The sequence below is a fragment of the Inquilinus sp. OTU3971 genome, from assembly GCF_038440215.1.
In genome coordinates, this window is the sequence record NZ_JASATH010000017.1 from 1 (window position 1) to 23,779 (window position 23,779).

Here is a 23,779-nt window from a genome sequence, read left to right on the forward strand (position 1 = left end):
ACAAAACCCCCGCTCTGGCCGGCCGCGTGCGGGGGGGGCCCCCCGCGCCCACCCCAGCACTCCCTCCATGATCCGGCCATGCGATGTCGGGTTCGCTGTCGCGAACCCAACCTACCTGTCCTGGATGAACGCCTCGATCAGCCGGTTCACCTCGGCGGCCGCCTCCATATGGACCATGTGGCCCTTGCCGTCGAAGCGGTACACCGGGATCGCGGTTGGCAGCCCGTCGGTATGGGCGGCCGGCACGATCGCGTCGGCGGTGCCCCAGATCACCTGGATCGGCACTTTCGCGCCGCCGATCCGGTCACGCAGCGACACCGCCTGACGGCCGCCGGGGAAGAAGGCGCCGGCGATCGTCTTCAGCGCCGCCTCGACCCCGTCCAGGCGCTTGTACTTGAGCACGTCCTCAACCAGGTCGCGGGTGACCAGCTCGGGATCGGCGAACAGCGCCTCGAGATGCGGCTTCAGGTCCTTGCGCTTCTGCGCGCCGATGAAGCCGTCGATGTAGCCGCTATTGATCTCGGCCCCGAGGCCGGCCGGGGCGATCAGCGTCGCCGACGCCACCCGGTCCGGCGCGTCCAGCGCCAGGGACAGCGCCACCGCCCCGCCCATGGAATGGCCGACCAGATGCGCCCTGGCGATGCCGGCAGCGTCGAGATAGGCCAGCACCGCCGCGGACAGCGCGGCGATATCGCCGGCGCCGACCTCCTTGCCGGAGCCGCCATGGCCCGGCAGGTCGATGGCGTGCACCGGGCGGCCGGTCAGCGCCGGCTGGGTGAACAGCCAGTTGTTGAGGTCGCCGCCGAAGCCGTGGATCAGGACCACCGGCGTGCCGTCGCCCTCGCCCGTCACCAGCACCCGGACCGGCCGGCCGCCGGCCTGCACGATCTTGGGCTCGGGCGGCGGGGCGGCGCTTTCGGCAGCCGCCGCAGCTTCCGCCTGGAAAGCCGTGATGAAGCGGTCGAGCTCGCCGTCGTCGACCTCGCCCTCGACCACGACGCCGAGCAGGGCGCCGACCGGCAGGGTCTGCCCCTCCTCGGCCACCCGCCGGCGCAGCGTGCCGGCGACCGTCGATTCCAGCGCGTTGGTGATCTTGCTGGTCTCGATGTCGACGATCTCCGTGCCCGGCTCGATCCGCGCCCCCTCCTCCGCCGTCCAGGCGGCGAGCAGGCCCTCGGTCATCGCCAGGCCCCATTTCGGCATGGTGATCGGGTGGATGGTCCCGGTCATTCGGCAGCCTCCCGCCGGTCCGGCGCGCCCATCACCGTGCGCACCGCCGCCGCCGCCTTGTCGGCGTTCGGGATGTACAGATCCTCCAGCGCCGCCGAGAACGGCACCGGCACATGCGGCGGCGACACCATCTTGATCGGCGCCTTCAGCGCGCCGAAGGCCTGGTCCGCCACCTGGGCCGAGATGTCGGTGGCGACGTTGCAGCGCGGGCTGGCCTCGTCCACCACCACCAGCCTTCCGGTCTCCTCCACGCTCTCCAGGATCGTGTCCATGTCCAGCGGCGAGGTCGTGCGCGGGTCGATGATGGTGCAGTCGATGCCCTCCTTGGCCAGCGCCTCGGCCGCCGCCTTGGCCATCTGCACCATGCGGCCGATGGCGACGATGGTGACGTCCTCGCCCTCGCGCACCAGGTTGGCCTCGCCGAAGGGGATGGTGTAGGGCTCGTCCGGCACCTCCTCCTCCATGTCGTACAGCACCTTGTGCTCGAAGAAGATCACCGGGTCGTCGTCGCGGATCGCCTGGATCAGCAGTCCCTTCGCCTCATAGGGCGAGGACGGGATGACGCATTTCAGCCCCGGGATATGGGTGAACACCGGGTACAGGCACTGGCTGTGCTGGGCCGCGGCGCGGAAGCCGGCGCCGTACATGGTGCGGATGGTCAGCGGCGTCACCGCCTTGCCGCCGAACATGTAGCGGAACTTGGCCGCCTGGTTGAAGATCTGGTCGAAGCAGACGCCCATGAAGTCGACGAACATCAGCTCGGCGACGGGGCGCAGCCCGCTGGCCGCCGCGCCGGCCGCGGCACCGATGAAGGCGCTTTCGGTGATCGGCGTGTCGAGCACACGGGCAGGCCCGAACTCCTTGTACAGGCCCTTGGTGACGCCGAGCGGCCCGCCCCAGGCGTCCTGCTCGCCCGGCGCGCCGGAGCCGCCGGAGATATCCTCGCCCATCAGGATCACGCGCGGGTCGCGCCGCATCTCCTGCGCCAGCGCCTCGTTGACCGCCTGGCGGAAGCTCTTTCTGCTCATGCCCTGCCCCCCTCAATACGAGACGTAGACGTCGGTCAAAAGATCGGCCGGCCCCGGCACCGCAGCGGCCTTGGCGTCGACCACGGCGCGGTCGATCGCCTGCCTGATCTCGGCGTCGATGGCCTCCATCTGCGCAACATCCAGCAGCCCGGCCTCGGTGACCCGGTTGCGGAACAGGTCGAGGCTGTCTCGCTGGGCCCGGATGGCGTCGACCTCGCCGGGGGCGCGGTAAGTCTGGGCGTCGCCCTCGAAATGGCCGTAGTAGCGGTTCAGCTTGACCTCGATCAGGGTCGGGCCGCCGCCCGACCGCGCCCGTTCGATGGCCTCCCGCGCGGCCTCCCACACCGCGAAGAAGTCGTGGCCGTCGACCATGATTCCGGGCATGCCGAAGGCCTGGGCCCGTTCGACGATGTCCTTGCAGCTGACCGAGTATTTGCTCGAGGTCGCCTCGGCATAGCCGTTGTTCTCGAACACGAAGATCGCCGGCAGCTTCCAGACCGTCGCCAGGTTCAGCGCCTCGCAGGTGGTGCCCTGGTTCGAGCCGCCGTCGCCGGTGAAGGACACGGCGACGCCGCCGGTGCCCAGCGTCTTGGCCGCCAGCGCGGCGCCGCAGATCAAGGGCGGGCCGCCGCCGACGATGCCGTTGGCGCCCATCATGCCCTTAGACAGGTCGGCGATGTGCATCGACCCGCCCTTGCCGCCGCACAGCCCGTCCCTGCGGCCGTAGATCTCCTTCATCATCGCCCCCGGATCGCAGTCCTTGGCGATGCAGTGGCCGTGGCCGCGATGGGTGCTGGCGATCGAATCGCGGTCGGTCAGGTGCAGGCAGACGCCGACGGCGCTGGCCTCCTCACCGGCATAGAGATGGACGAAACCAGGAATGTCGCCGGTGGCGAATTCGAGATGGACCCGATCCTCGAACTCCCGGATCAGGCGCATCTGTCGATAGGCACGCAAAAGGTCGTCGCGACTCAGCTGCATGGCCGTTCCTCCCGTTGCGGATCTTATGTCCGGCAATGAGCCTAACGCGCCATGCTTCGGGTTGGGAACCCGTCGCGTACCGTCTCCGCCTTTGGTCGAAGAAACCCTCTCCGGGTTACTGGCCGTTCGGCCGGATCGTCAGCGCCACCCGCCGGTTCTCCTGCCGCCCAGCGGCGGTGGCGTTGGTGGCGATCGGCTGGGCCTCGCCGGCGCCGCCGATGTTGATCCGCGGCGGATAGACCCCGCGCGAGGAGATGTAGTCGGCGACCGAGCGCGCCCGCGCCTCCGACAGCCGCTGATTGTACTCGGCCGAGCCGGTGTTGTCGGTGTGGCCGACCACGTCGATATAGGTGTTGGTGTACTGGTTCAGCGTCGCCGCGACGCTGTCGAGCGGGCCGTAGAATGCCGGCTTGATGGTCGCGGAATCGGTGGCGAAGGTGACGTCGCCCGGGATGTCCACGATCAGGTTGTCGCCACGGCGGGTGACATCGATGCCGGTGCCGGCTAGGTTGCGCCGCAGATCGGCCTGCTGTCGGTCCATGTAGTTGCCGATGGCGCCGCCGGCGAGCGCGCCGACGCCGGCGCCGATCAGGGCGCCCGTGCCCCGGTTGCCGCCGCTGACCAGGGCGCCGATGCCGGCCCCGGCCAAACCGCCGGCGGCCGCCCCGCCGATCGTGTTCGGCGCGCTGTCGAACTGGCACGACGCGACCGACGCGGCCAGGCCGATCACGATCAGGCATTTCGGGAAACGCATGGCATCCTCCTCGCAGGCAGTGGAGTGAGGATCGGCGCGAAACGTGGCTTCTTCAAGCCCCGCTCAGTTCCGCAGCACGATGCAGGCGCCGCCGGCCCGGCGCAGGCGGGTGCAGAACTGGTTGCCCTCGGCCCGGCTCTGGGCCGGCACGCTGACCCGGTAGAAGCGCCGCGTCCCCATGCTGAGCATCCGCGTGCCGACGATCATCGGCTGGATCTCCGCCATCAGCTGCGGGAAGCGCCGGCGGACGCGGTTGTACGAGGCCAGCGCCCGGCCCTTGGAGAAGTTGCCGGCGATCTGGACATGCCAGGGCGCGGTCGGCGACACCAGCTCGTCCCGGTCCGCCTCGGTCCTCAGCGACGCCAGGATCTCCAGGCAGGGCTTCGGGATGCCGTCGAAGGTCGGCACGCTGCCATCCGCCTTCGGCACCCATTCGTCGGCCGGGCGCTTGGTGACGAACAGCACATAGTCCTCGGTCTCCAGCGGCAGGAAGCCGCGGCCGCCGACCCAGCTCACGACCCGGTTCGGGCCGGCATTGTAGCCGGCGGCGGCGAGGCCGAGATTGCCGAACTGGTCGCGCAGCTCGGCCAGGAAGGCGGCGGAGGCGGGCAACGCCGTCTCCGGGTCGAACGGATCCGCCAGGTCGCGCATCTTGGCCGTGCCGGGCATGAACTGGGCCACGCCCTGCGCCCCCTTCGGGCTGACCGCGCGCGGCCGGAACCGGCTCTCCTTCCAGATCAGCCGGGTGAAGAACTCCAGCGGCAGGTTCTCGGCGGCGGCGGACTGCTCGATCAGCCGGCACACCGCCTGCTCGACCGTCTCGTCCTGCGCCGCGGCTGCGGCCCCACAGGACAGCAGGGTCCAGACGACCCCGATCCAGCCCCATGACCGCACGCGCATCTCGGACCACCTCGCAACGATGTTGCGATTTGTACCCGCGGGCGGCGCGGCGACAAACCGATATTGACGGCATTCAATGCATTCGCTCAAAGTGGTCGGGATGTCAGACCAATTTTGCCGATCCACTGCGCAGACACTGCCGCCCCTCGATGTCCACCCGCCTTCGCTCCTCCCTGTCGCCGATCCGCACGCCGACGCGTGACGAGGCGGCCTTGGCGGCGATCGCGGAGCATGTCGAGCGCACCGGCATCAAGCCCGGCGAAAGGCTGCCGCCGGAGCGCGACCTGGCGGAGCAGCTGCAGGTCAGCCGCTCCACCGTGCGCGAGGCGTTGAAGCGCTGGGAAGGGCTGGGCATCGTCGAGATGCGCAAGGGCAGCGGCACCTATCTGAAGGTGCCGGTGTCGACCGCCAGCATCCATCGGCCGTTGACCATCGACCGCACCTCGGACGTCGCCACGCTCTTGCACACGCTGGAGGTGCGCCGGGCGCTGGAGGGCGAGGCCGCGGCGATCTGCGCCCGCCGGGCGACGCCTGAGCAGATCGCCGAGATCGGCCGCCGCCTCGACGTCATGGAAGCGCATCACACGAAGTACGGCGACGCGCCCGAGCAGGACTGGGAGTTCCACCAGTCGATCTTCCGCGCCACCGAGAACCCGATCTTCGGGCAGATCCTGGCGACCATGCGGGACGCCTTCCACCGCTTCTGGGAGAACCCGCTGGACATGCCGGATTTCGCCGGGCGCACCTTCCCCTATCACCGCGTGATGTATGACGCGATCGTCCGGCGCGACCCGGACGCCGCGCGCAACGCCGCGCTGACCATCATCGACATGGTCGATGAGGACATCCGAGACGCCGACCGCAGACGGACCCGATGACCGACGATTTCCCAATGCCCGACGCCTATGCGGCCGCCACGACCCTGGCGCATGACGACAGTTTCCCCGCGGGCGCGGTGGTGCCGCCGATCTACCAGACCTCGCTGTTCACCTTCGCCAGCTATGCGGAGATGGAGGCGGCGTTCTCCGGCCAGGTGAAGCGCCCGGTCTATTCCCGCGGCGACAACCCGACGGTGCAGGAGTTCGAGCGCAAGGTGGCGGCGCTGGAGGGGGCCGAGGCGGCGCGCGGCACCGCCAGCGGCATGGCGGCGATCAGCGCCGCGGTGCTCAGCATCGCCGGGTCCGGCGACCGCATCCTGTGCACCCGCCATGTCTATGGCGATGCCTACCGACTGTTCGAGAAGCTGCTGCCGCGGCTCGGCATCACGGTGGAGTATGTCGACGCGAGCGACCCGGCCGCGGTCGAGGCGGCGCTGCCCGGGGCCAAGCTGCTGTATCTCGAGAACCCGACCTCGATGATGTTCGAGCTGCAGGAGATCGGGCGGCTGGCGGCCCTGGCCAAGGCGCAGGGCGTGGCCACGATCATCGACAATTCCTGGGCCACGCCGCTGTTCCAGCAGCCGATCAGGCACGGCGTCGACCTGGTGGTGCACTCGGCCTCGAAATACCTGTCGGGGCACAGCGACACGGTGGCCGGGGTGATCGCCGGGTCGGCCGAGCGCCTGGCCCGGGTCAACGACCTGACCCACCCCTATCTCGGCGGCAAGCTGTCGCCCTTCGAGGCCTGGCTGCTGATCCGCGGCATGCGCACCCTGCCGCTGCGCATGCGCCAGCACCAGGAGAGCGGCCTGACCATCGCCCGCCGCCTGGCCGACCATCCGCTGGTCACCCGGGTGCTACACCCGGCCTTCTCCAACCACCCCGGCGGCGCCACGCTGACCGGCCACAGCGGCCTGTTCTCCTTCGAGGTCGAGGAGCAGGTCGACGTGCCACGCCTGGTCGACGCGCTGAAGCTGTTCAAGCTCGGCGTCAGCTGGGGCGGGCATGAGAGCCTGGTGGTCCCGGCCCGCGCCTCGCTGCGCCAGGCGCAGGGGCCGAACTCGATGGCCGATTTCGGGGTCACCCAGCGCATCGTCCGGCTCGCCGTGGGGCTCGAGGACACCGAGGACCTGTGGGCCGATCTCGCCCGCGCCCTCGATACTTCCGTGAACTGATCTTCGTTCTGTAAACAGGGAGGCAAAAATGAAACGTCTGTTGCTCCTGGCCGGTCTGGCCGCCATCGCCTTCGCCGGCCCGGCGCTGGCCGACACCAACCTCAAGCTGGTCGAGGTCATCACCAGCCCACAGCGCACCGAGTTCCTGAAGGGCCAGATCGCCAAGTTCGAGGCCGCCAACCCCGGCGTCCATGTCGAGATCGTCTCGCTGCCCTGGGGCGAGGCGTTCGAAAAATTCCTGACCATGGTCCAGGCCGGCGAGACCCCGGACATCGCCGAGATGCCGGAGCGCTGGATGTCGCTCTACGCCAACAACGGCCAGCTCGAGGACCTCGGCCCCTACATCGCCAAATGGGATGAGGCCAAGACCCTGGGCGACCGGGCGGTGCAGTTCTCGAAGACCGTGAACGACACCCCCTACATGGTGCCCTACGGCTTCTATCTGCGCGGCCTGTACTGGAACAAGAAGCTGTTCCAGGAGGCCGGTGTCGCGGCGCCGCCGAAGACGCTCGACGAGTTCATGGATGTGTCGAAGAAGATCGCGGCGCTGGGCGGCGGCAAGACCGGCTACTGCCTGCGCGGCGGCAAGGGCGGCACCGGCGGCACCGCCTTCTTCATGCTGACCATGGACGGCAAGGGCAAGTTCTTCAACGACGACGGCACCTCGACCCTCGGCGACGCCGACGCGGCCAAGGGCATGCAGTTCCTGGTCGACCTGTACAAGGCCGGCGGCGCGCCGAAGGACAGCCTGAACTGGGGCTTCAACGAGACCGTCACCGGCTTCTACTCCGGCACCTGCGCGATGCTGGACAATGATCCGGACGCCATGATCGGCATCCTCGACCACATGAAGCCCGAGGATTTCGCGGTGGCGCCGATGCCGCTCGGGCCCGGTGGCCACGCCTATCCCTCGATCGGCTATGCCGGCTGGTCGATGTTCGCCAACAGCGAGCACAAGGAGGAGAGCTGGAAGCTGATGTCCTTCCTGCTCGACAGCGTCCAGAACAAGGAATGGGCCAAGTTCGTCGGCGTGCTGCCGATCCACAAGGGCGCCGAGCAGGACGAGCATTTCGCTGGCGAGCGCTATGCCGGCTGGTTCCAGGAGCTGAACGACCCGCGGTGGCAGCCGATCCCGTGGCCGGCCCATCTCGAGGAGTTCGGCTATTTCTTCGACGTGATGTCGGTGCAGAGCTTCCAGGAGGCCCTGCTGGGCCAGGAGCCGGCCGCCGACGTCGCCAAGGAGTGGGCGGACTACCTCACCGCCGCGCAGCAGAAGTTCCTGGCCGGCAAGAAGTGATACCTGCCGTCGGAGCGCTGGCCGTCATCCCGTGCGCGCTGCGGCACGAAGTGCTGCTGCGCAGACACGGGATCTCAGCGCGGCTCCGGCGAGATCCCGGTTCTGCAGCGCATCACTTCGTGCTGCGCTGCGCCCGGGCTGACGATGAATGGACAAGACGGCTCACATGACCGTGACCCATGCGATCCCGGGCGCCCGCCCGGGATCTTTCCGCCGCGCGCTGGGCAATGCGCTGGAGCCCTGGCTCTATCTCAGCCCGGCCATCATCCTCCTGACGCTCAGCATGCTGGTGCCGCTGATCGTCGGGCTGTCCTATGCCTTCCAGAATTTCGGGCCGTTCGGGAAAAGCACCTGGATCGGGCTGAAGAACTTCGAGACGCTGCTCGGCGACCCGAACTTCTGGCGGGCGCTGAAGAACACCGTGTGGTGGACCGTCGGCAGCCTGGTGTTCCAGTTCTTCGGTGGCCTCGGCCTGGCTTTGCTGCTGAACCGGGACTTCCCGGGGAAGCGGCTGACCCAGGCGCTGGTGTTCCTGCCCTGGGCGGTACCGACCTTCCTGTCCGGCCTGGTCTTCGCCTGGCTGTTCAACCCGGTGGTCGGGCCCCTGCCCTACTGGATGGCCGATCTCGGGCTGCTGCCGGAGCCGCTGAACATCCTGTCCGACCCGGACCTGGCGATGTGGGGCCCGATCCTGGCCAACATCTGGTTCGGCATCCCGTTCTTCGCCATCACCCTGCTGGCGGCGCTGCAGGCGATCCCGGGCGACTACTACGAGGCGGCGGCGATCGACGGTGCCTCGGCCTGGCAGCGCTTCACGAAGATCACCATCCCGTTCCTGGCGCCGACCATCGCCATCACCGTACTGCTGCGCACGATCTGGATCGCCACCTTCGCCGACCTGATCTGGGTGATGACCAATGGCGGCCCGGCCAACGCCACCAGCATCCTGTCGACCTACATCTTCGCCCAGGCCTTCTCGCGGCTGAATTTCGGCTACGCCTCGGCCGTGGCGACGGTGCTGCTGCTTCTCCTCCTGCTCTACGCCGCGATCCTGATCCGGATGCGCAAGAGCCTGCTCGCGGGGCAATGAGACCATGACCGTCGTCGGACGCTCGCCCCTCGGCCGCCTCGCCGGCGGCACCGGCTTCTACCTCGGCATCGGCGCCTATCTGCTGTTCGCGCTGTTCCCGCTGTACTGGCTGATCAAGATCTCGGTCACCCCGACCCAGCTTTTGTTCTCCGAAGGCATCACCTTCTGGCCGTCGGAATGGACGCTGGCGAATTTCAGCTCGGTGCTGACCGCCAGCAACTTCCCACGCTATTTCCTGAACAGCGTCATCGTCTCGATCGCCACCGCGGCGGTGGTGACGCTCTGCGCCTCGGCCTCCGGCTACGCCTTCTCGCGCTTCCGCTTCAAGGCCAAGCCGGCGGTGATGTTCGTGCTGCTGCTGACCCAGACCTTCCCGCTGGTGATGATCATCCCGCCGGTCTACCGGCTGATGGCGCCGCTCGGCCTGACCAACAACCTGATGGGGCTGATCGTCATCTACAGCGCCTTCAACGTCGCCTTCGCCACCTTCCTGATGCAGTCCTTCTTCGACGCCATCCCGAAGGACCTGGAGGAGGCGGCGATGATCGACGGCTGCAGCCGCTTCCAGGCGCTGCGCCGGGTGGTGCTGCCGCTGACCCTGCCGGGCATGGGCGCGACGCTGGGCTTCGTCTTCACCGCGGCCTGGAGCGAGCTGCTGTTCGCGCTGATGCTGATCAACTCCGACAGCCAGAAGACCTTCGCCGTCGGCCTCTTGACCTTCGTCGCCAAGTTCGGCGTCGACTGGGGGCAGATGACCGCGGCCTCGGTGCTGGCGCTGATCCCGGTCTGCATCTTCTTCGCCGTGATCCAGCGCTATCTCGTCCAGGGGCTGACCGCCGGCGCCGTGAAGGGCTGAGCCGTTCCCTCGGGGCTTGAACGGGGCGCCGAAACGGCCGAGCGTGTTGGCGCCACCGGAGGGAATGATCATGCCGCGACACCATGTGCCCGCGTCGGCCGACACCTGTGCCTGGGGCTATTTCGACGCCGCGCGGGAGCCGGTGCTGACGGTCGACAGCGGCGACACGGTCGTGATCGACACTGTCAATGGCGGGCCGGAGGTGCTGCCGAAGGGCGATTTCCACATCCCGCCCGAGATCCACGAGATCCATCAGCGCTGCGACCGCTCGACGCCCGGCCATATCCTGACCGGCCCGGTCGCGGTCCGTGGCGCCCGGCCCGGCCGGGTGCTGGAGGTGCGGATTCTCGACGTCGCGCTGCGCCAGGACTGGGGCTACAACGTGATCCGGCCGCTGGCCGGCACCCTGCCCTATGATTTCGAGGAGTCGCGCCTCCTCAACATCCCGCTCGACGCCGAGCGCGGCACCGCCCGCCTGCCCTGGGGGCTGGATCTGCCGCTCAAGCCCTTCTTCGGCGTCATGGGCGTGGCGCCGCCGAAGGGCTGGGGCCGGATCAGCTCGATCCAGCCGCGCGCCAATGCCGGCAACATCGACAACAAGGAGCTGGTCGCCGGCACCACGCTCTATCTGCCGGTGTTCAACGACGGCGCCCTGTTCTCCTGCGGCGACGGCCACGGCGCGCAGGGCGACGGCGAGGTCTGCATCACCGCGATCGAGACGGCGCTGCGGGGCACCTTCCAGCTGATCGTCCGCGACGACCTGAGCTTCGCCTATCCCCGCGCCGAGACCCCGACCCACCACATCACCATGGGGATGGACCCGGACCTCGACCGCTGCGCCGAGATGGCGCTGCGCGACATGATCGTGCTGCTCGGCGAGACCGCCGGCCTGTCGCGCTACGACGCCTACACCCTGTGCAGCCTGGCCGGCGACCTGCGCATCACCCAGACCGTGAACGGCTGCAAGGGCGTGCACATGATGATGGCGAAGGATTTGTTGAGCCGATGATTTAGTGGCAAATATCATACTTCATATGTGTATTGATTTTTCGGAGGTGCCCCGGCACGAGCGATAACTCAATGGGCGCCGAGATTGAGACGGCCGGCGCCATAGCGCGACTTCCGTGCGGTTCTGCTGGACGGATCGCAACGGCGCCGCCCTGATTGGGAAGGACATTTCATTTTTCTGAGCTATTGGGGGTTGGGGATGCAGGCAAGAGATCGGACTATCGAGACATGGTTCAATCGGATTCGAACCGGCCAGTTGCGACTACCTCGCTTCCAGCGCCTTGAAGCCTGGGAGTATGAGAACGTCGCAGCTCTCATAGATTCGATCTTGCGGGAATTGCCGGTCGGCTCAACCCTCGTTCTAGAAATTGGTGAGAAGGAGCCATTCGTTACGCGGCCTCTCGCAGGTGCCCCTGATCCTGTTGAGCGATGCACCGAACATCTGCTCGATGGCCAACAGCGACTTACGGCGTTATGGCGCAGCCTTCATGATCTATATCCCGACGTGACATTCTTCGTTCAGCTCAAGGAGCCGCAACCCGACGAAGATGGTGTCACGCCGTCGCGCATTGTCCGAGTCAAGCGGTGGCTAAACAAGGATCAGCGCCGGTTCCCAGTTTGGGCGGATGACACCGTTGAGGTATATTCGCGCGGCATGGCTCCCGTATCACTGCTCCAGCCATCGGATATTTCCGCTGTTCGGCAGCAGTGGTGCGATCAAGCCGTGAATGGCGACCTGCAGGCGAGCAGGAATTTGGAGGGCGCGCTTCGCGATCTGCAAGACAAGATGAAGCGCTTCAATTTGCCGATGCTCGTATTGGATGTCGGAACGAAGCCTCCTACGGCGTTGGACGTGTTCGTAAAGATGAACACGTCCGCTGTGCCGCTCAATGCTTTCGACGTCATCGTCGCGCAATTTGAGGCGCGCACCGGCAAGTCGATGCATGCCCTCATGATAGATCTGCGGGAGAAGTGCCCTGCGTTGGAAAGCTACGTCTCACCTGAGCAAATTGCGCTTCAAACCGCTGCATTGAGGGCAGACCGGGTTCCGGCCCAAGCCAGTTTCTTCCAGCTCGACCTTACGGACATTGACTCTACATGGGACGAGATCGCGGACGGCATCAAGTGGGCGGTCCAGGTCCTGGAGGAAGAATGCGTCTTTGATGACCAACGTCTTCCGACCGTGACTATAATGCCGGTCCTAGCAGCGCTGTATAAGTATCTACCGAGAGAGCTTGACGAATACGGCAACGCAAGAGCGGCGATACGATCGTATGTATGGCGGTCCTTCATCACGGCTCGATATGAGAACGCCTCTTCCACGCGATCGCTTCAGGACTATCGCGCCCTCCGGGACTTCTTTCTCGGCTGCGGATTGCGGAATGCCGTACCGGTCTTCAACGAGACCGACTATCCGCTGCCGACCATCGACGAATTGATCCAGGCCGGATGGCCAAAACGCAAAGAGACTCTTGCGCGCGCTATCTTGGCTGCGTCGATCAAGGCTGGCGCATTCGACATTGCTGACGGCAATCAAGCCACGCGCCAGCGACTAGCGAACCGGGAATATCATCACCTCTTCCCGGACTCTCTTCTTCGCGATGACGGCCAACTTCCCGGATGGGAACGAAGCCGTGCACTCAACTGCATTTTGATCACAATGAACACCAACCGAAACATTTCCGCCAAGGAACCTTTGAAATACCTTTCGGAAAGGGTCGATCGAGCCGATCTTGGCGAGGCAGTGGTCCGCGATCGGCTGCGGTCTCACATGGTGCCCTTTGATGAGTTAAAGGTCGGTGGATACGCACAAATCGAGGCCGCCGCAGAACGCGAGAGCAAAATCCGATCGGACTACCAAGCCTTCCTGCGCAAGCGAGCTGAAGCAATCCGAAACGCGTTCAAGGCACTGGGCGAGGGTCGGAATTGGCCAAGCGAAAGCGTTTGAACGAGCCACCGAGCGCTGATAGCTGCCATAGAGTTTGTGGACAATCCCCGGACCCTGTCGGGCCCGGGGCGTTGCGGATCGGCCTCAGTCCTTGGGCTGTGCAACGGTGCGCAGGTAAGGCTTCAGCGTCTTGAAGCCGGCCGGGAACTTCTGCTTGGCCTCCTCGTCCGAGACCGAGGTGACGATGATGACGTCCTCGCCGTTCTTCCAGTCGGCCGGCGTCGCCACCTTGTGCTTGGCGGTCAACTGCAGCGAATCGATCACCCGCAGCACCTCGTCGAAGTTGCGGCCGGTGGTCATCGGGTAGGAGATCACCAGCTTGATCTTCTTGTCCGGCCCGACGACGTAGACGTTGCGCACGGTCTGGTTGTTGACCGCGGTGCGGCCCTCCGAGGTGGTGCCGGCATCGGCCGGCAGCATGCCGTAGAGCTTGGAGACGACGAGCTCGGAATCGGCGATCACCGGGAAGTTTGGGGCGTAACCCTGGGTTTCCTTGATGTCCTGGGCCCAGCTCTCATGCCGGTCGACCGGGTCGGCGCTGAGGCCGATCACCTTGACGTCGCGGCGGTCGAACTCCGGCTTCAGCTTGGCCACGGCGCCGAGCTCGGTGGTGCACACCGGGGTGAAGTCCTTGGGGTGGGAGAACAGCACGCCCCAGGACGAGCCGAGCCAGTCGTGGAAGCGGATCCGCCCCTCGGTGGTCTCGACTTCGAAATCGGGCGCGTCCTCACCAATCGCGAGCGGTCCGGCCATTTTTTACCTCCAGTTATCGTTAATTGTGTAATTTTACCCCGTCGCGAGGCCGGTGTCACCAGGAGCCTTGCCGCAGGGGGCCTGTCACCTCGTTGACACAGACAGAGCGCGCCACGATGATGCGCGCGTCTTGCCGGGGTGCCCGAACGGGGCTGAGAGGCGCGTCAGCGTCAACCCGACGAACCTGATCCGGGTCATGCCGGCGGAGGGAGCGAGAGACGACGCCTCAGGCATCGGCACATCCCTCGCTCCGCCCCGCTTCGACCCTGCGGAGGAAACGCGATGCGCCTGTTTGCCGCCGTCCTGCTGACGGCCCTGACCTCCGCCGTTGCCGGCCCGGCTGCGGCCGAGACCCCGGTGCTCAAGGTCTACACCTATGAATCCTTCACCGCCGAATGGGGGCCGGGGCCGCAGGTGAAGAAGGCCTTCGAGGCCGAATGCGGCTGCACGGTCGAGTTCACCTCGGTCGAGGACGGCGTCGCCCTGCTGTCGCGGCTGAAGCTGGAGGGCAAGTCGAGCCAGGCCGACGTGGTGCTGGGTCTCGACACCAACCTGACCGCCGAGGCCACCGCGACCGGCCTGTTTGCGCCGCATGGCCAAAAGCTCGACGGGCTGTCGCTGCCGGTGGCCTGGACCGACCCGGTCTTCGTGCCTTTCGACTGGAGCTACTTCGCCTTCGTCTACGACAAGACCAAGGTGCCGAACCCGCCGCAGAGCCTGCACGACCTGGTCGAGGCCAGCGACCTCGAGCTGACCATCCAGGACCCGCGCACCAGCACGCCGGGCCTCGGGCTATTGCTGTGGGTGAAGCAAGTCTATGGCGACAAGGCACCCGAGGCCTGGGCGAAGCTGAAGCCGCGCATCCTCACCGTCACCCCGGGCTGGAGCGAGAGCTACGGCCTGTTCCGCAAGGGCGAAGTGCCGATGACCTTCAGCTACCTGACCTCGCCGCCCTATCACGTGATCGCGGAGAACGACAGCAATGTCGGCGCCGCGGTGTTCAGCGAGGGCAACTACCTGCAGGTCGAGGTCGCGGCCAAGCTGGCCTCGTCGCAGCATCCCGAGCTGGCCGACAAGTTCCTCGCCTTCATGCTGAGCCCGGCGTTCCAGGACCTGCTGCCGACCACCCAATGGATGTATCCGGCGGTGACGCCGAAGGCTGGCCTGCCCGACGCCTACAAGGCCCTGCCGACCCCGGACAAGGCCCTGCTGTATCCGCCGGAGGAGGTCGCGGCCAACCGCGCCGCCTGGATCGCCGAATGGCTGCAGGCGACCAGCAAGTAAGACAGAGCCCTTGGGCCGAGCCACCTCCTCACCCTCCCGCCGCCAACGCGGCGGGCCCCTCCCTCTCCCCGAGGAGAGGGAAACCGAGCGCCGCCCCTTTCTCCTCTCCTTGGGGAGAGGTCGAAATCGCATTGCGATTTCGGGTGAGGGGGAAGCCGGCGCCGGACGTGTCCGCCGATCCCTCCGGATGAGCTCTCTTCCCGGCCTGCTGGCCCTGCTCGCCATCCTGGCGCTGATCGCCACCGCGGCGACCGGCCTCTTCCGCGCCGCGTCCGAGTTCGACCTGCTGTCCGTCTGGGCCGACCCCTATCTCTGGTCGGTGCTGCGCTTCACCGCGCTGCAGGCCGGGCTGTCGGCCGTGATCAGCGTCGCCATCGCCATCCCGGTGGCCCGCGCCCTGTCGCGCCGACGCTTCCCCGGCCGCACCCTGCTGCTGCGCCTGTTCGGCCTGCCGATGATCGTGCCGGCGGTGGCCGGCGCCTTCGGCATCCTCACCGTATTCGGCCGGTCCGGCCTGCTCGCCGACCTGTTCGCGGCGCTGGGGCTGACCATCCGCCCCAACATCTACGGCCTGACCGGCATCCTGCTGGCGCATGTGTTCTTCAACATGCCCTTCGCCGTGCGCGTCCTGCTCGCGGCCTGGGGCACGATCCCGGCCGAGAGCTGGCGCCTGGCCTCGATGCTGGGGCTGCGCGGCGCCGACCTGTTCCGGCTGGTCGAATGGCCGATGCTGCGGCGCCAGCTGCCCGGCCTCGCTGCCCTGGTTTTCCTGCTGTGCTTCACCAGCTTCGCCGTGGTCCTGACGCTCGGCGGCGGCCCGGCCTCGGCCACCATCGAGATCGCGATCTACCAGGCGCTGCGCTTCGACTTCGATCCCGGCCGCGCCGTCGCCCTGTCGCTGCTGCAGGTCGCCCTCTGCGCCCTCTTGGTGCTGGCGGCAATGCGGCTGACCGGCCGGGTCGCCGATGAGGGCGGAATCGGCCGCCCGGTGCTGCGCGGTGATGGACACACGGCAGCGGCCCGAGTGATCGACACCGCCGCGCTGGTCCTGGCCGCCGGCTTCGTGCTGCTGCCGCTGGTGGCGATCCTGGTCGAAGGCCTGGGCGGCATCGGCAAGCCGATCCTGTCCAGCGCCGCCTTGTGGCACGCCGCCGGGCGCAGCCTGGCCGTGGCCCTCGGTGCCGCCACGCTCGCTTTGGTGCTGGGCTGGGCCCTGGCGCACAGCATCGCCGTGCTGCGCATCGGCCGCCGGCGGCGCCGTCTGGCGCGGTTGTTCGAGCTGAGCGGCACGGTGGTGCTGGTGGTGCCGCCGCTGGCGCTCGGCGCCGGCCTGTTCGTCATGCTGCTCGGCACCGCCGACCTGCGGCGCTGGGCGCTGCCGATCATCGCCGTGATCAACGCGCTGATGGCCCTGCCCTTCGTGCTGCGCCTGCTGGTCGGCGCCGCCGAGCTGGCCCAGCACCGCCATGGCAGGCTGGCCGACAGCCTCGGCCTGTCCGGCTGGGCACGCCTCAGGCTGGTGGAATGGCCGCTGCTGCGCCGGCCGGCCGGCTTCGCCATGGCGATCGCGGCGGGCCTGGCCTTCGGCGACCTCGGCGCCCCCGCCCTGTTCGGCCGCGACGGCAACGAGACCCTGCCGGTGCTGGTGGCGCAGCTGCTCGGCGCCTACCGGCTGCAGGAGGCGTCGACCGTCGTGCTGCTGCTGGTGCTGATGGGGCTGGCCCTGTTCGGCCTGATCGAGAGGATCTTCGGTGGCCACACACGCGATTGAGATCGAGGGCCTGACCTATCGCTACGAGGCGATGGAGATGCGCTTCGACCTGGCGGTCGAGGCCGGCGCCTTCGTCGTGCTGTTCGGGCCCAGCGGCGCCGGCAAGAGCACGCTCCTGAACCTGATCGCCGGCTTCGAGGCGCCGCTGTCCGGCAGCTTGCGCCTGCTCGGGCGCGATGCGCTCGGCCTGCCGCCGGCGGCCCGGCCCGTCACCACCCTGTTCCAGGACCACAACCTGTTCCCGCATCTCACGGCGGCGAAGAACGTGGCCCTGGGCCTGCACCCCGGGCGGCTGAGCCCGGCCGAGACGGCGCGGGTGCAAGAGGCTCTGGCCCATGTCGACCTGTCGGGGCTGGAGGCGCGCCGGCCGGCCGAGCTGTCCGGCGGCGAGCGCCAGCGCGTCGCTTTGGCCCGCAGCCTGGTGCGCGACCGCCCGATCCTGCTGCTGGACGAGCCCTTCGCCGCGCTGGGCCCGGCGCAGCGGCGCGAGATGGTGCAACTGGTCGACCGGCTGCGGCAGGAGCGCGGTTTGACCGTGCTGATGGTCAGCCACCAGCTCGACGCCCTGCCCGGCATCGATGTGCAGGCCGCCTTCATCGAGGATGGCCGCATTGCCGCCACCGGCCCGGCGACCGAGCTGCTGACCCGCCCGCCGCTGCCGGAGATCGCCGATTATCTCGGCTATGTGGGGCCGGCGGGCTAGCCGGCCCGGCCACAGACCAGCGTGGCGTGGTCCCACCACGGGTTGACGCGCACGCTGCGGTCCCGGACGGCGAACCCCGCTTCCGCAAGCTCGATCTCGATCGCTGCCAGGGACTTCAGAGTCCGGTAGGGACGACCGTCCCGCATGAGGCAGTACATCTGCGGATCGAAGCGAGCCCGGGCGTCGTCGGAGCGGGGCTCTCCGCACATGGTGCTGACGACAAACGCGCCATCGGGCTGCAGGATGCGGCGGATCTCGGCGAGGCAAAGGCCCCGGTCACCACCGATCAGGCAGTGCAGGCAGCTGCCGTCGAACACGATGTCGAAGGAGCCGTCAGTGAAGATGGGCATGCGGCAGACGGTACCCTGATGGAATAATCCGAGGAGTCCTGCCGCTGCAAACCGCTCCCGCGCCCAGGCCACGGCAGTCCCGGCGATATCGATGCCGTGGACCTCGTACCCCTTTCCGGCCAGCAGAAACGAGGACAGCCCGTTGCCGCAACCAAGCTCGAGCATCCGGGCCGGCGGCGCTGGCAGGCCGCCCTCGCGCTCGAGCCGATCCAGCGTCTCGCTCATCCTAGCTGCCGCGCGCTCGCAATGATCGCCGGCCCATCCGGGCTTTCCCGCCGTCCGCAGGCGCCGGTACTGGGCGTCGTAGTCATACATCGCGTGCCTCGCCGCTGTCCTATGGCCCCGCGTAGAAGAACAGCGACACCAGCGCGAACAGCGGCAGCAGGATGCCGCAGGACCAGGCCATGTAGCCGAAGAAGCTGGGCATGGCGACGCCGCGCTCCTGCGCGATCGAGCGCACCATGAAGTTCGGCGCGTTGCCGATATAGGTGTTGGCGCCCATGAACACGGCGCCGGCGGAGATGGCGCCCAGCGTCGTCGCCAGCGGCCCCATCAGGTGCTGCGCGTCGGCCCCGGCCATGTTGAAGAAGACGAGATAGGTCGGCGCGTTGTCGAGGAAGCTGGACAGGGCCCCGGTCAGCCAGAAATAGGCCAGGTTGTTCGGCTCGCCGGTGCCCCCGACGAGGTCGACCAGATCGGCCAGCGCCCCGTCGCGCCCGGCCCGCAGGATCGCGATCGCCGGCACGATGGTGACGAAGATCGCGGCGAACAGCTTGCCGACCTCGACGATCGGGAACCAGTTGAAGTCGTTCAGCCGCCGGCTGTCCCGGCTGGTCAGCACCCAAGACAAGCCGATGATCGCCAGCAGAGCCAGGTCGCGGGCCAGATTCTCCAGCTGCACCGGCACGTGATACAGGGTCAGCGCGATGCCCGGCTTCCAGACGCCGCTCAGCAGCACGGCGCCGATGATTCCGACGAGCAGCAGCAGGTTGATCCCGCCCTCCAGGCCGAACGGCACGCGCGGCTCCGGCGGCACCTCGCGCAGCGCGTGCTCGCGCCTGAACAGCACGGTGTCGATGGCGAAATAGAGCGCCAGCAGGATCGCTGCGCAGACCAGCATCGGCAGCAGCAAGTGCCCCGTCGGCCAGAAGAACGACACGCCCTGCAGGAAGCCGAGGAACAGCGGCGGGTCCCCCAGCGGCGTTAGCGCGCCGCCGATATTGCCGACCAGGAAGATGAAGAACACCACCGTGTGGACACGGTAGCGCCGGTTCTCATTGGCGCGCAGCAGCGGCCGGATCAGCAGCATGCAGGCGCCGGTGGTGCCCATCCAGCTGGCGATCGCGGTGCCGACGAAAAGAATGCCGAGATTGACCGCGGGCGTGCCCACCAGCGTGCCCTTCAGCCGTACCCCGCCGGCGACGACGAACAGCGCCGCCAGCAGGATGATGAAGGGCAGGTACTCGGTGAGCGCGACGGTCAGCACCTCGTACAGCGCCAGCTCGGCGCCATGGACCGCCGCGAAGGGCACCAGGAAGGCCAGAGCCCAGAAGGCCGCGACCTTGCCGAAATGGTGGTGCCAGAAATGCGGCCGGACCAGCGGGAACAGCGCGATCGACAGCAGGATGCCGACAAAGGGGATGATCCAGGCCAGGCCGAGCCCCGATCCATCCAGATGCGGGGCGCCCTCCGTGGCCGCGCGAGCCGGTGCGATCGACAAGAGGGCTAGCGCTCCCGCCGCGCCTCCCACGCAGCGGCGGGCCTGTCGAGTCACCGGCATGAATACCCCTTCTTCGTTCCCGCTTCAGGCGGCCGGAGTATGGCGATCGAGACGTGGGCGGCCAACCCTTTCCGGGCGACCTGATCGTCACGCCTCCAAGGTAGGGTTGTCGCGGCCGGTGGGCCGCACTAGCTTCGACAGGACGGAGCCGGCCGGCTCGAGACGACAAGGAATCGTGCCATGGAGATGACGGGCGAGCATCGGATCGCGGCGCCGCGGTCGGTGGTCTGGGAGGGGTTGAACGACCCCGAGGTGCTGCGCCGGTCGATTCCCGGCTGCGACACGCTGGAGAAGACCTCGCCGACCGAGATGACGGCGACCGTCACCGCCAAGGTCGGGCCGGTCAAGGCCAGCTTCGGCGGCCAGGTCACCCTGTCCAACCTGAACCCGCCCGAGAGCTACACCATCTCCGGCGAGGGCAAGGGCGGCGCCGCCGGATTCGCCAAGGGCGGCGCCGACGTCAAGCTGGTCGAGGATGGCGACGGCACCCTGCTGCAATACGCCGTGAAGGCCAATATCGGCGGCAAGCTGGCCCAGCTCGGCGCCCGGCTGATCGACGGCACCGCCAAGAAGATGGCCGACGACTTCTTCACCCGCTTCGCCGCCGAGATGCAGCAGCGCGCCGGCGACGCCGCCACGGCCTCCGCGCCGGCCCCGACTCCAGCGGCCGCGACCGAGATCCCGGTGCCGATTCCGGTCCCGGCCGAAACGGTGGTGACGCCGCCGAGCCCAGCCGAGGCCCCGAGCTTCGCCACCGCCGAGCCGATTCCGGCGCCGCAGCCGGTGCCCGCGGCCGGGTCGGTGCCCGCGGCCGGGCCGGCGCCGAAGCCCGCGCCTGCTGTCGCGCCGCCGCCCCGCCCCGCCCCGCCGCCCCCGGCCGAGGAGCGCCGCGGGGGCCTGAGCCCGGCGGTCTGGATCACGGCCTTGATCGTGATCGTGCTGGTGCTGCTGTACTGGTTTTTGTGACTGCGCTCGTAACGCAGGCGGAACCGTACTCTCGGCCGGCTTGACCGATCGTCCGACCAAACCTAGCCTTCGTTCCGGGTGGCCTGATCGGGGACTGCAAGCGGCGTGCAACAGCCGCAGCCGGTGCCCGGCGGCCCGACGCCAGCTTGGGAGGATTTGATGACCACCACCGTGACCCTGACGGTGAACGGGAGGTCGGTGACGCGGCAGGTCGAACCGCGCACACTGCTCGTCCAGCTTCTGCGCGAACACCTGCAATTGACCGGGACGCATGTCGGCTGCGACACCAGCCAGTGCGGCGCCTGCGTCGTCCATGTCGACGGCCGGTCGGTCAAGTCCTGCACCATGCTGGCCGTCCAGGCCGAAGGCAGCTCGGTGACCACGATCGAGGGCCTGGCCGCCGCCGACGGCACGCTGCACCCGATGCAGGAGGCCTTCCGCGAGAATCACGCCCTGCAATGCGGCTTCTGCACGCCCGGCATGGTGATGAGCGCGGTCGACCTGCTGCAGACCAATCCGAACCCGACCGAGCACGAGGTCCGTGACTGGCTGGAAGGCAACATCTGCCGCTGCACCGGCTACCACAACATCGTCAAGGCCGTTCTCGACTGCGCCGCCAAATCCGGCGGCCAGCGCGTTGCGGCCGAATGAGGGGGGCGCGGTCATGGCATCCGACGGCATCGGCGCTCCGCTGCGCCGCAAGGAGGATTATCGTTTCCTGACCGGCAACGGTCACTACACCGACGACATCAACCGCCACGGCCAGGCGCATGCCTATTTCCTGCGCTCGCCGGTGGCGCATGCCCGGATCCGCGGCATCGACACCAGCGCGGCCCAGGCGGCGCCCGGCGTGCTGGCGGTGTTCACCGGCGACGACCTGGCGAAGGACAAGGTCGGTGGGCTGATCTGCGGCTGGCTGGTCAAGTCGAAGAACGGCGAGCCGATGAAGGCCGGGCCGCACCCGGCCCTGGCCCAGGGCAAGGTCCGCTATGTCGGCGACCATGTCGCGGTGGTGATCGCCGAGACCAAGGACCAGGCCAAGGACGCGGCCGAGAAGATCGAGGTCGACTACGAAGAGCTGCCGGCCGTCGTCGCCACCGACAGCGCCCGCAGCGCCGCCTCCCTGGTGCATGACGACATCCCGGGCAACACGGTCTATGAGTGGGAGCTGGGCAACAAGGCCGATGTCGAGGCCGCCTTCGCCCGTGCCGCCCATGTCACCAAGCTGGACCTGCAGAACAACCGGCTGATCCCGAACGCGATGGAGCCGCGGGCGGCGATCGGCGAATACGACCGCGGCTCGGACAGCTTCACCCTCTACACCACCAGCCAGAACCCGCATGTGGCCCGGCTGGTGCTGTCCGCCTTCATCGGCATCGCGCCGGAGCACAAGCTGCGGGTGATCGCGCCCGATGTCGGCGGCGGCTTCGGCTCGAAGATCTTCATCTATGCCGAGGAGACGGTCTGCGTCTGGGCGGCCAAGAAGGTCGGCCGGCCGGTGAAGTGGACCGGTGAGCGCAGCGAGAGCTTCCTGGCCGACGCGCATGGCCGCGACCACGTCACCCATGCCGAGCTGGCGCTGGACCAGGACGGCAAGTTTCTGGCCCTGCGCGTGCACACCACGGCCAATCTCGGCGCCTATCTGTCCACCTTCGCCAGCTGCGTGCCGACCTTCCTCTACGCGCCGCTGCTGTCGGGCCAGTACGCCATCCCGGCGATCTATTGCGAGGTCGACGGGGTCTACACCAACACCGCGCCGGTCGACGCCTATCGCGGCGCCGGGCGGCCGGAGGCGACCTATGTCATCGAGCACATCGTCGAGCTGGCGGCGCGCGAGATGAAGCTGGACCCGGCGGAGATCCGCCGCCGCAACTTCGTCCAGCCGAACCAGTACCCGTACCAGACGCCGGTGATCATGACCTATGATTGCGGCGACTATCCCCAGGCGCTGGAGGCGGCCCTGAAGCTGGCCGACTATGCCGGCTTCCCGGCCCGCAAGGCCGAGAGCGCCAGCCGTGGCAAGCTGCGCGGCATCGGCCTCTCCAGCTACATCGAGGCCTGTGGCATCGCGCCGTCGGCCGCGGTCGGGTCGCTGGGCGCCGGCGTCGGCTTGTGGGAATCGGCCAAGATCCGGTTCAACCCGACCGGCAACGTCACCGTCCACACCGGCAGCCACAGCCACGGCCAGGGTCACGAGACGACCTTCGCCCAGCTGATGTCGAGCTATCTCGGCGTGCCGGCCGACCAGGTCGAGGTCGTGCATGGCGACACCGACAAGACGCCGTTCGGCATGGGCACCTACGGCTCGCGCTCGCTCGCCGTCGGCGGCTCCGCCATTGTCAAGGCGGCGGAGAAGATCATCGCCAAGGGCAAGAAGATCGCCGCCCACCAGCTCGAGGCGGCCGAGGCCGACATCGAGTTCAAGGATGGCAAGTTCACAGTGGCCGGCACCGATCGGGCGAAGACGATCCAGGAGGTCGCTTTCGCCGCCTATGTCCCGCACAACTATCCCGCGGGGGTGGAGCCGGGGCTGGAGGAGAGCGCCTTCTACGACCCGATCAACTTCACCTTCCCGGCCGGCACCCAGATCTGCGAGGTCGAGATCGACCCCGACACCGGCGTCGTCACCATCGCCAATTATTCGGCGGTCGACGATTTCGGGCGGGTGATCAACCCGATGATCGTCGAAGGCCAGGTCCATGGCGGTCTGGCCCAGGGCATCGGCCAGGCGCTGATGGAGAACTGCGCCTACGACCCGGAGACCGGGCAGCTCCTGACCGGATCCTTCATGGATTACTGCATGCCGCGGGCGGACGACCTGCCGAGCTTCAAGGTCGGCATGATCGAGACCGTCAACCCCTCCAACCCGCTCGGGGTGAAGGGCTGCGGCGAGGCCGGGGCGATCGCGTCGCCGCCGGCGCTGATGAACGCGATCACCGATGCGATCGGCCGCGACATGAACATGCCGGCGACGCCGGAGCGGGTGTGGCGGGCGATCCACACCCCCGCTTTGGCCGCCGAGTGAGG

21 protein-coding genes and 1 riboswitch are annotated in these 23,779 nt (G+C 67.9%); of the genes, 13 read left to right on the forward strand and 8 right to left on the reverse strand.

Going from position 1 to position 23,779, the window contains the following annotated elements; translation table 11 throughout:
• Positions 1-111 precede the first annotated feature (111 nt).
• From AAHM41_RS06475 to AAHM41_RS06495, 5 genes are all read right to left on the reverse strand, one after another.
• Entirely contained in the window at positions 112-1,230 is a 1,119-nt protein-coding gene (locus AAHM41_RS06475; protein WP_342235702.1) for an acetoin dehydrogenase dihydrolipoyllysine-residue acetyltransferase subunit, read from the reverse strand.
• A complete protein-coding gene (locus AAHM41_RS06480) occupies positions 1,227-2,258 on the reverse strand; it encodes an alpha-ketoacid dehydrogenase subunit beta (protein WP_342235703.1) in 1,032 nt (343 codons plus the stop codon). Before AAHM41_RS06480 ends, AAHM41_RS06475 begins: the two co-directional genes overlap by 4 nt.
• Positions 2,259-2,270: 12 nt before the next feature.
• Positions 2,271-3,239 (reverse strand): thiamine pyrophosphate-dependent dehydrogenase E1 component subunit alpha, encoded by a 969-nt coding sequence (locus AAHM41_RS06485; RefSeq protein ID WP_342235704.1) that lies wholly within the window; start codon positions 3,237-3,239, stop codon positions 2,271-2,273.
• 115 nt (positions 3,240-3,354) lie between these two features.
• Positions 3,355-3,993 (reverse strand): OmpA family protein, encoded by a 639-nt coding sequence (locus AAHM41_RS06490; RefSeq protein ID WP_342235705.1) that lies wholly within the window; start codon positions 3,991-3,993, stop codon positions 3,355-3,357.
• Positions 3,994-4,056: 63 nt separating this feature from the next.
• On the reverse strand, positions 4,057-4,893 hold the full coding sequence (locus AAHM41_RS06495; RefSeq protein ID WP_342235706.1) for a lytic transglycosylase domain-containing protein: 837 nt from the start codon (positions 4,891-4,893) through the stop codon (positions 4,057-4,059).
• Between the two features lie 149 nt (positions 4,894-5,042).
• Here AAHM41_RS06495 and AAHM41_RS06500 point away from each other — a divergent pair, with 149 nt between their 5' ends.
• The 7 genes from AAHM41_RS06500 to AAHM41_RS06530 all read left to right on the forward strand — a co-directional run bounded on the left by AAHM41_RS06500 (position 5,043) and on the right by AAHM41_RS06530 (position 13,145).
• Entirely contained in the window at positions 5,043-5,771 is a 729-nt protein-coding gene (locus AAHM41_RS06500; protein WP_342235707.1) for a FadR/GntR family transcriptional regulator, read from the forward strand.
• Positions 5,768-6,946: a PLP-dependent transferase gene (locus tag AAHM41_RS06505; protein ID WP_342235708.1), complete on the forward strand. Its 1,179-nt coding sequence runs from the start codon at positions 5,768-5,770 to the stop codon at positions 6,944-6,946. The genes AAHM41_RS06500 and AAHM41_RS06505 overlap by 4 nt, the downstream gene beginning before the upstream one ends.
• Before the next feature lie 28 nt (positions 6,947-6,974).
• Positions 6,975-8,243 (forward strand): ABC transporter substrate-binding protein, encoded by a 1,269-nt coding sequence (locus AAHM41_RS06510; protein ID WP_342235709.1) that lies wholly within the window; start codon positions 6,975-6,977, stop codon positions 8,241-8,243.
• A 148-nt stretch (positions 8,244-8,391) separates the two neighbouring features.
• On the forward strand, positions 8,392-9,333 hold the full coding sequence (locus AAHM41_RS06515; RefSeq protein WP_342235710.1) for a carbohydrate ABC transporter permease: 942 nt from the start codon (positions 8,392-8,394) through the stop codon (positions 9,331-9,333).
• A 4-nt stretch (positions 9,334-9,337) separates the two neighbouring features.
• Positions 9,338-10,189, forward strand: a complete 852-nt coding sequence (locus AAHM41_RS06520; RefSeq protein ID WP_342235711.1) for a carbohydrate ABC transporter permease — start codon at positions 9,338-9,340, stop codon at positions 10,187-10,189.
• A 70-nt stretch (positions 10,190-10,259) separates the two neighbouring features.
• Positions 10,260-11,198, forward strand: a complete 939-nt coding sequence (locus AAHM41_RS06525; RefSeq protein ID WP_342235712.1) for an acetamidase/formamidase family protein — start codon at positions 10,260-10,262, stop codon at positions 11,196-11,198.
• Between the two features lie 198 nt (positions 11,199-11,396).
• Positions 11,397-13,145 carry a GmrSD restriction endonuclease domain-containing protein gene (locus AAHM41_RS06530; protein WP_342235713.1) on the forward strand — a complete coding sequence of 583 codons (1,749 nt, stop codon included), beginning with the start codon at positions 11,397-11,399 and terminating at the stop codon, positions 13,143-13,145.
• A gap of 84 nt (positions 13,146-13,229) precedes the next feature.
• Here AAHM41_RS06530 and AAHM41_RS06535 read toward each other — a convergent pair whose 3' ends face one another.
• Positions 13,230-13,898 (reverse strand): peroxiredoxin, encoded by a 669-nt coding sequence (locus AAHM41_RS06535; RefSeq protein ID WP_342235714.1) that lies wholly within the window; start codon positions 13,896-13,898, stop codon positions 13,230-13,232.
• Between the two features lie 124 nt (positions 13,899-14,022).
• Positions 14,023-14,126, forward strand: a riboswitch (TPP riboswitch).
• A gap of 54 nt (positions 14,127-14,180) precedes the next feature.
• Here AAHM41_RS06535 and thiB point away from each other — a divergent pair.
• The 3 genes from thiB to thiQ all read left to right on the forward strand — a co-directional run bounded on the left by thiB (position 14,181) and on the right by thiQ (position 17,656).
• Entirely contained in the window at positions 14,181-15,182 is a 1,002-nt protein-coding gene (thiB, locus tag AAHM41_RS06540) for a thiamine ABC transporter substrate binding subunit (RefSeq protein WP_342235715.1), read from the forward strand.
• A gap of 187 nt (positions 15,183-15,369) precedes the next feature.
• The gene (gene thiP / locus AAHM41_RS06545) at positions 15,370-16,953 is read left to right on the forward strand and encodes a thiamine/thiamine pyrophosphate ABC transporter permease (protein WP_342235716.1); all 1,584 of its coding nucleotides are present in this window, start codon (positions 15,370-15,372) and stop codon (positions 16,951-16,953) included.
• The gene (thiQ, locus tag AAHM41_RS06550) at positions 16,934-17,656 is read left to right on the forward strand and encodes a thiamine ABC transporter ATP-binding protein (RefSeq protein WP_342235717.1); all 723 of its coding nucleotides are present in this window, start codon (positions 16,934-16,936) and stop codon (positions 17,654-17,656) included. Before thiP ends, thiQ begins: the two co-directional genes overlap by 20 nt.
• Here thiQ and AAHM41_RS06555 read toward each other — a convergent pair.
• The gene (locus tag AAHM41_RS06555; protein WP_342235718.1) at positions 17,653-18,321 is read right to left on the reverse strand and encodes a class I SAM-dependent methyltransferase; all 669 of its coding nucleotides are present in this window, start codon (positions 18,319-18,321) and stop codon (positions 17,653-17,655) included. The genes thiQ and AAHM41_RS06555 overlap by 4 nt on opposite strands.
• Positions 18,322-18,340: 19 nt before the next feature.
• Positions 18,341-19,726 carry a sodium:proton antiporter gene (locus AAHM41_RS06560; RefSeq protein WP_342235719.1) on the reverse strand — a complete coding sequence of 462 codons (1,386 nt, stop codon included), beginning with the start codon at positions 19,724-19,726 and terminating at the stop codon, positions 18,341-18,343.
• Between the two features lie 240 nt (positions 19,727-19,966).
• Between AAHM41_RS06560 and AAHM41_RS06565 the strand changes: the two genes are divergently transcribed.
• The 3 genes from AAHM41_RS06565 to AAHM41_RS06575 all read left to right on the forward strand — a co-directional run bounded on the left by AAHM41_RS06565 (position 19,967) and on the right by AAHM41_RS06575 (position 23,777).
• The gene (locus AAHM41_RS06565; RefSeq protein WP_342235720.1) at positions 19,967-20,752 is read left to right on the forward strand and encodes an SRPBCC family protein; all 786 of its coding nucleotides are present in this window, start codon (positions 19,967-19,969) and stop codon (positions 20,750-20,752) included.
• 159 nt (positions 20,753-20,911) lie between these two features.
• The gene (locus AAHM41_RS06570) at positions 20,912-21,403 is read left to right on the forward strand and encodes a (2Fe-2S)-binding protein (RefSeq protein WP_342235721.1); all 492 of its coding nucleotides are present in this window, start codon (positions 20,912-20,914) and stop codon (positions 21,401-21,403) included.
• 13 nt (positions 21,404-21,416) lie between these two features.
• Positions 21,417-23,777: a xanthine dehydrogenase family protein molybdopterin-binding subunit gene (locus AAHM41_RS06575; protein ID WP_342235722.1), complete on the forward strand. Its 2,361-nt coding sequence runs from the start codon at positions 21,417-21,419 to the stop codon at positions 23,775-23,777.
• The last annotated feature ends 2 nt before the right edge of the window (positions 23,778-23,779 follow it).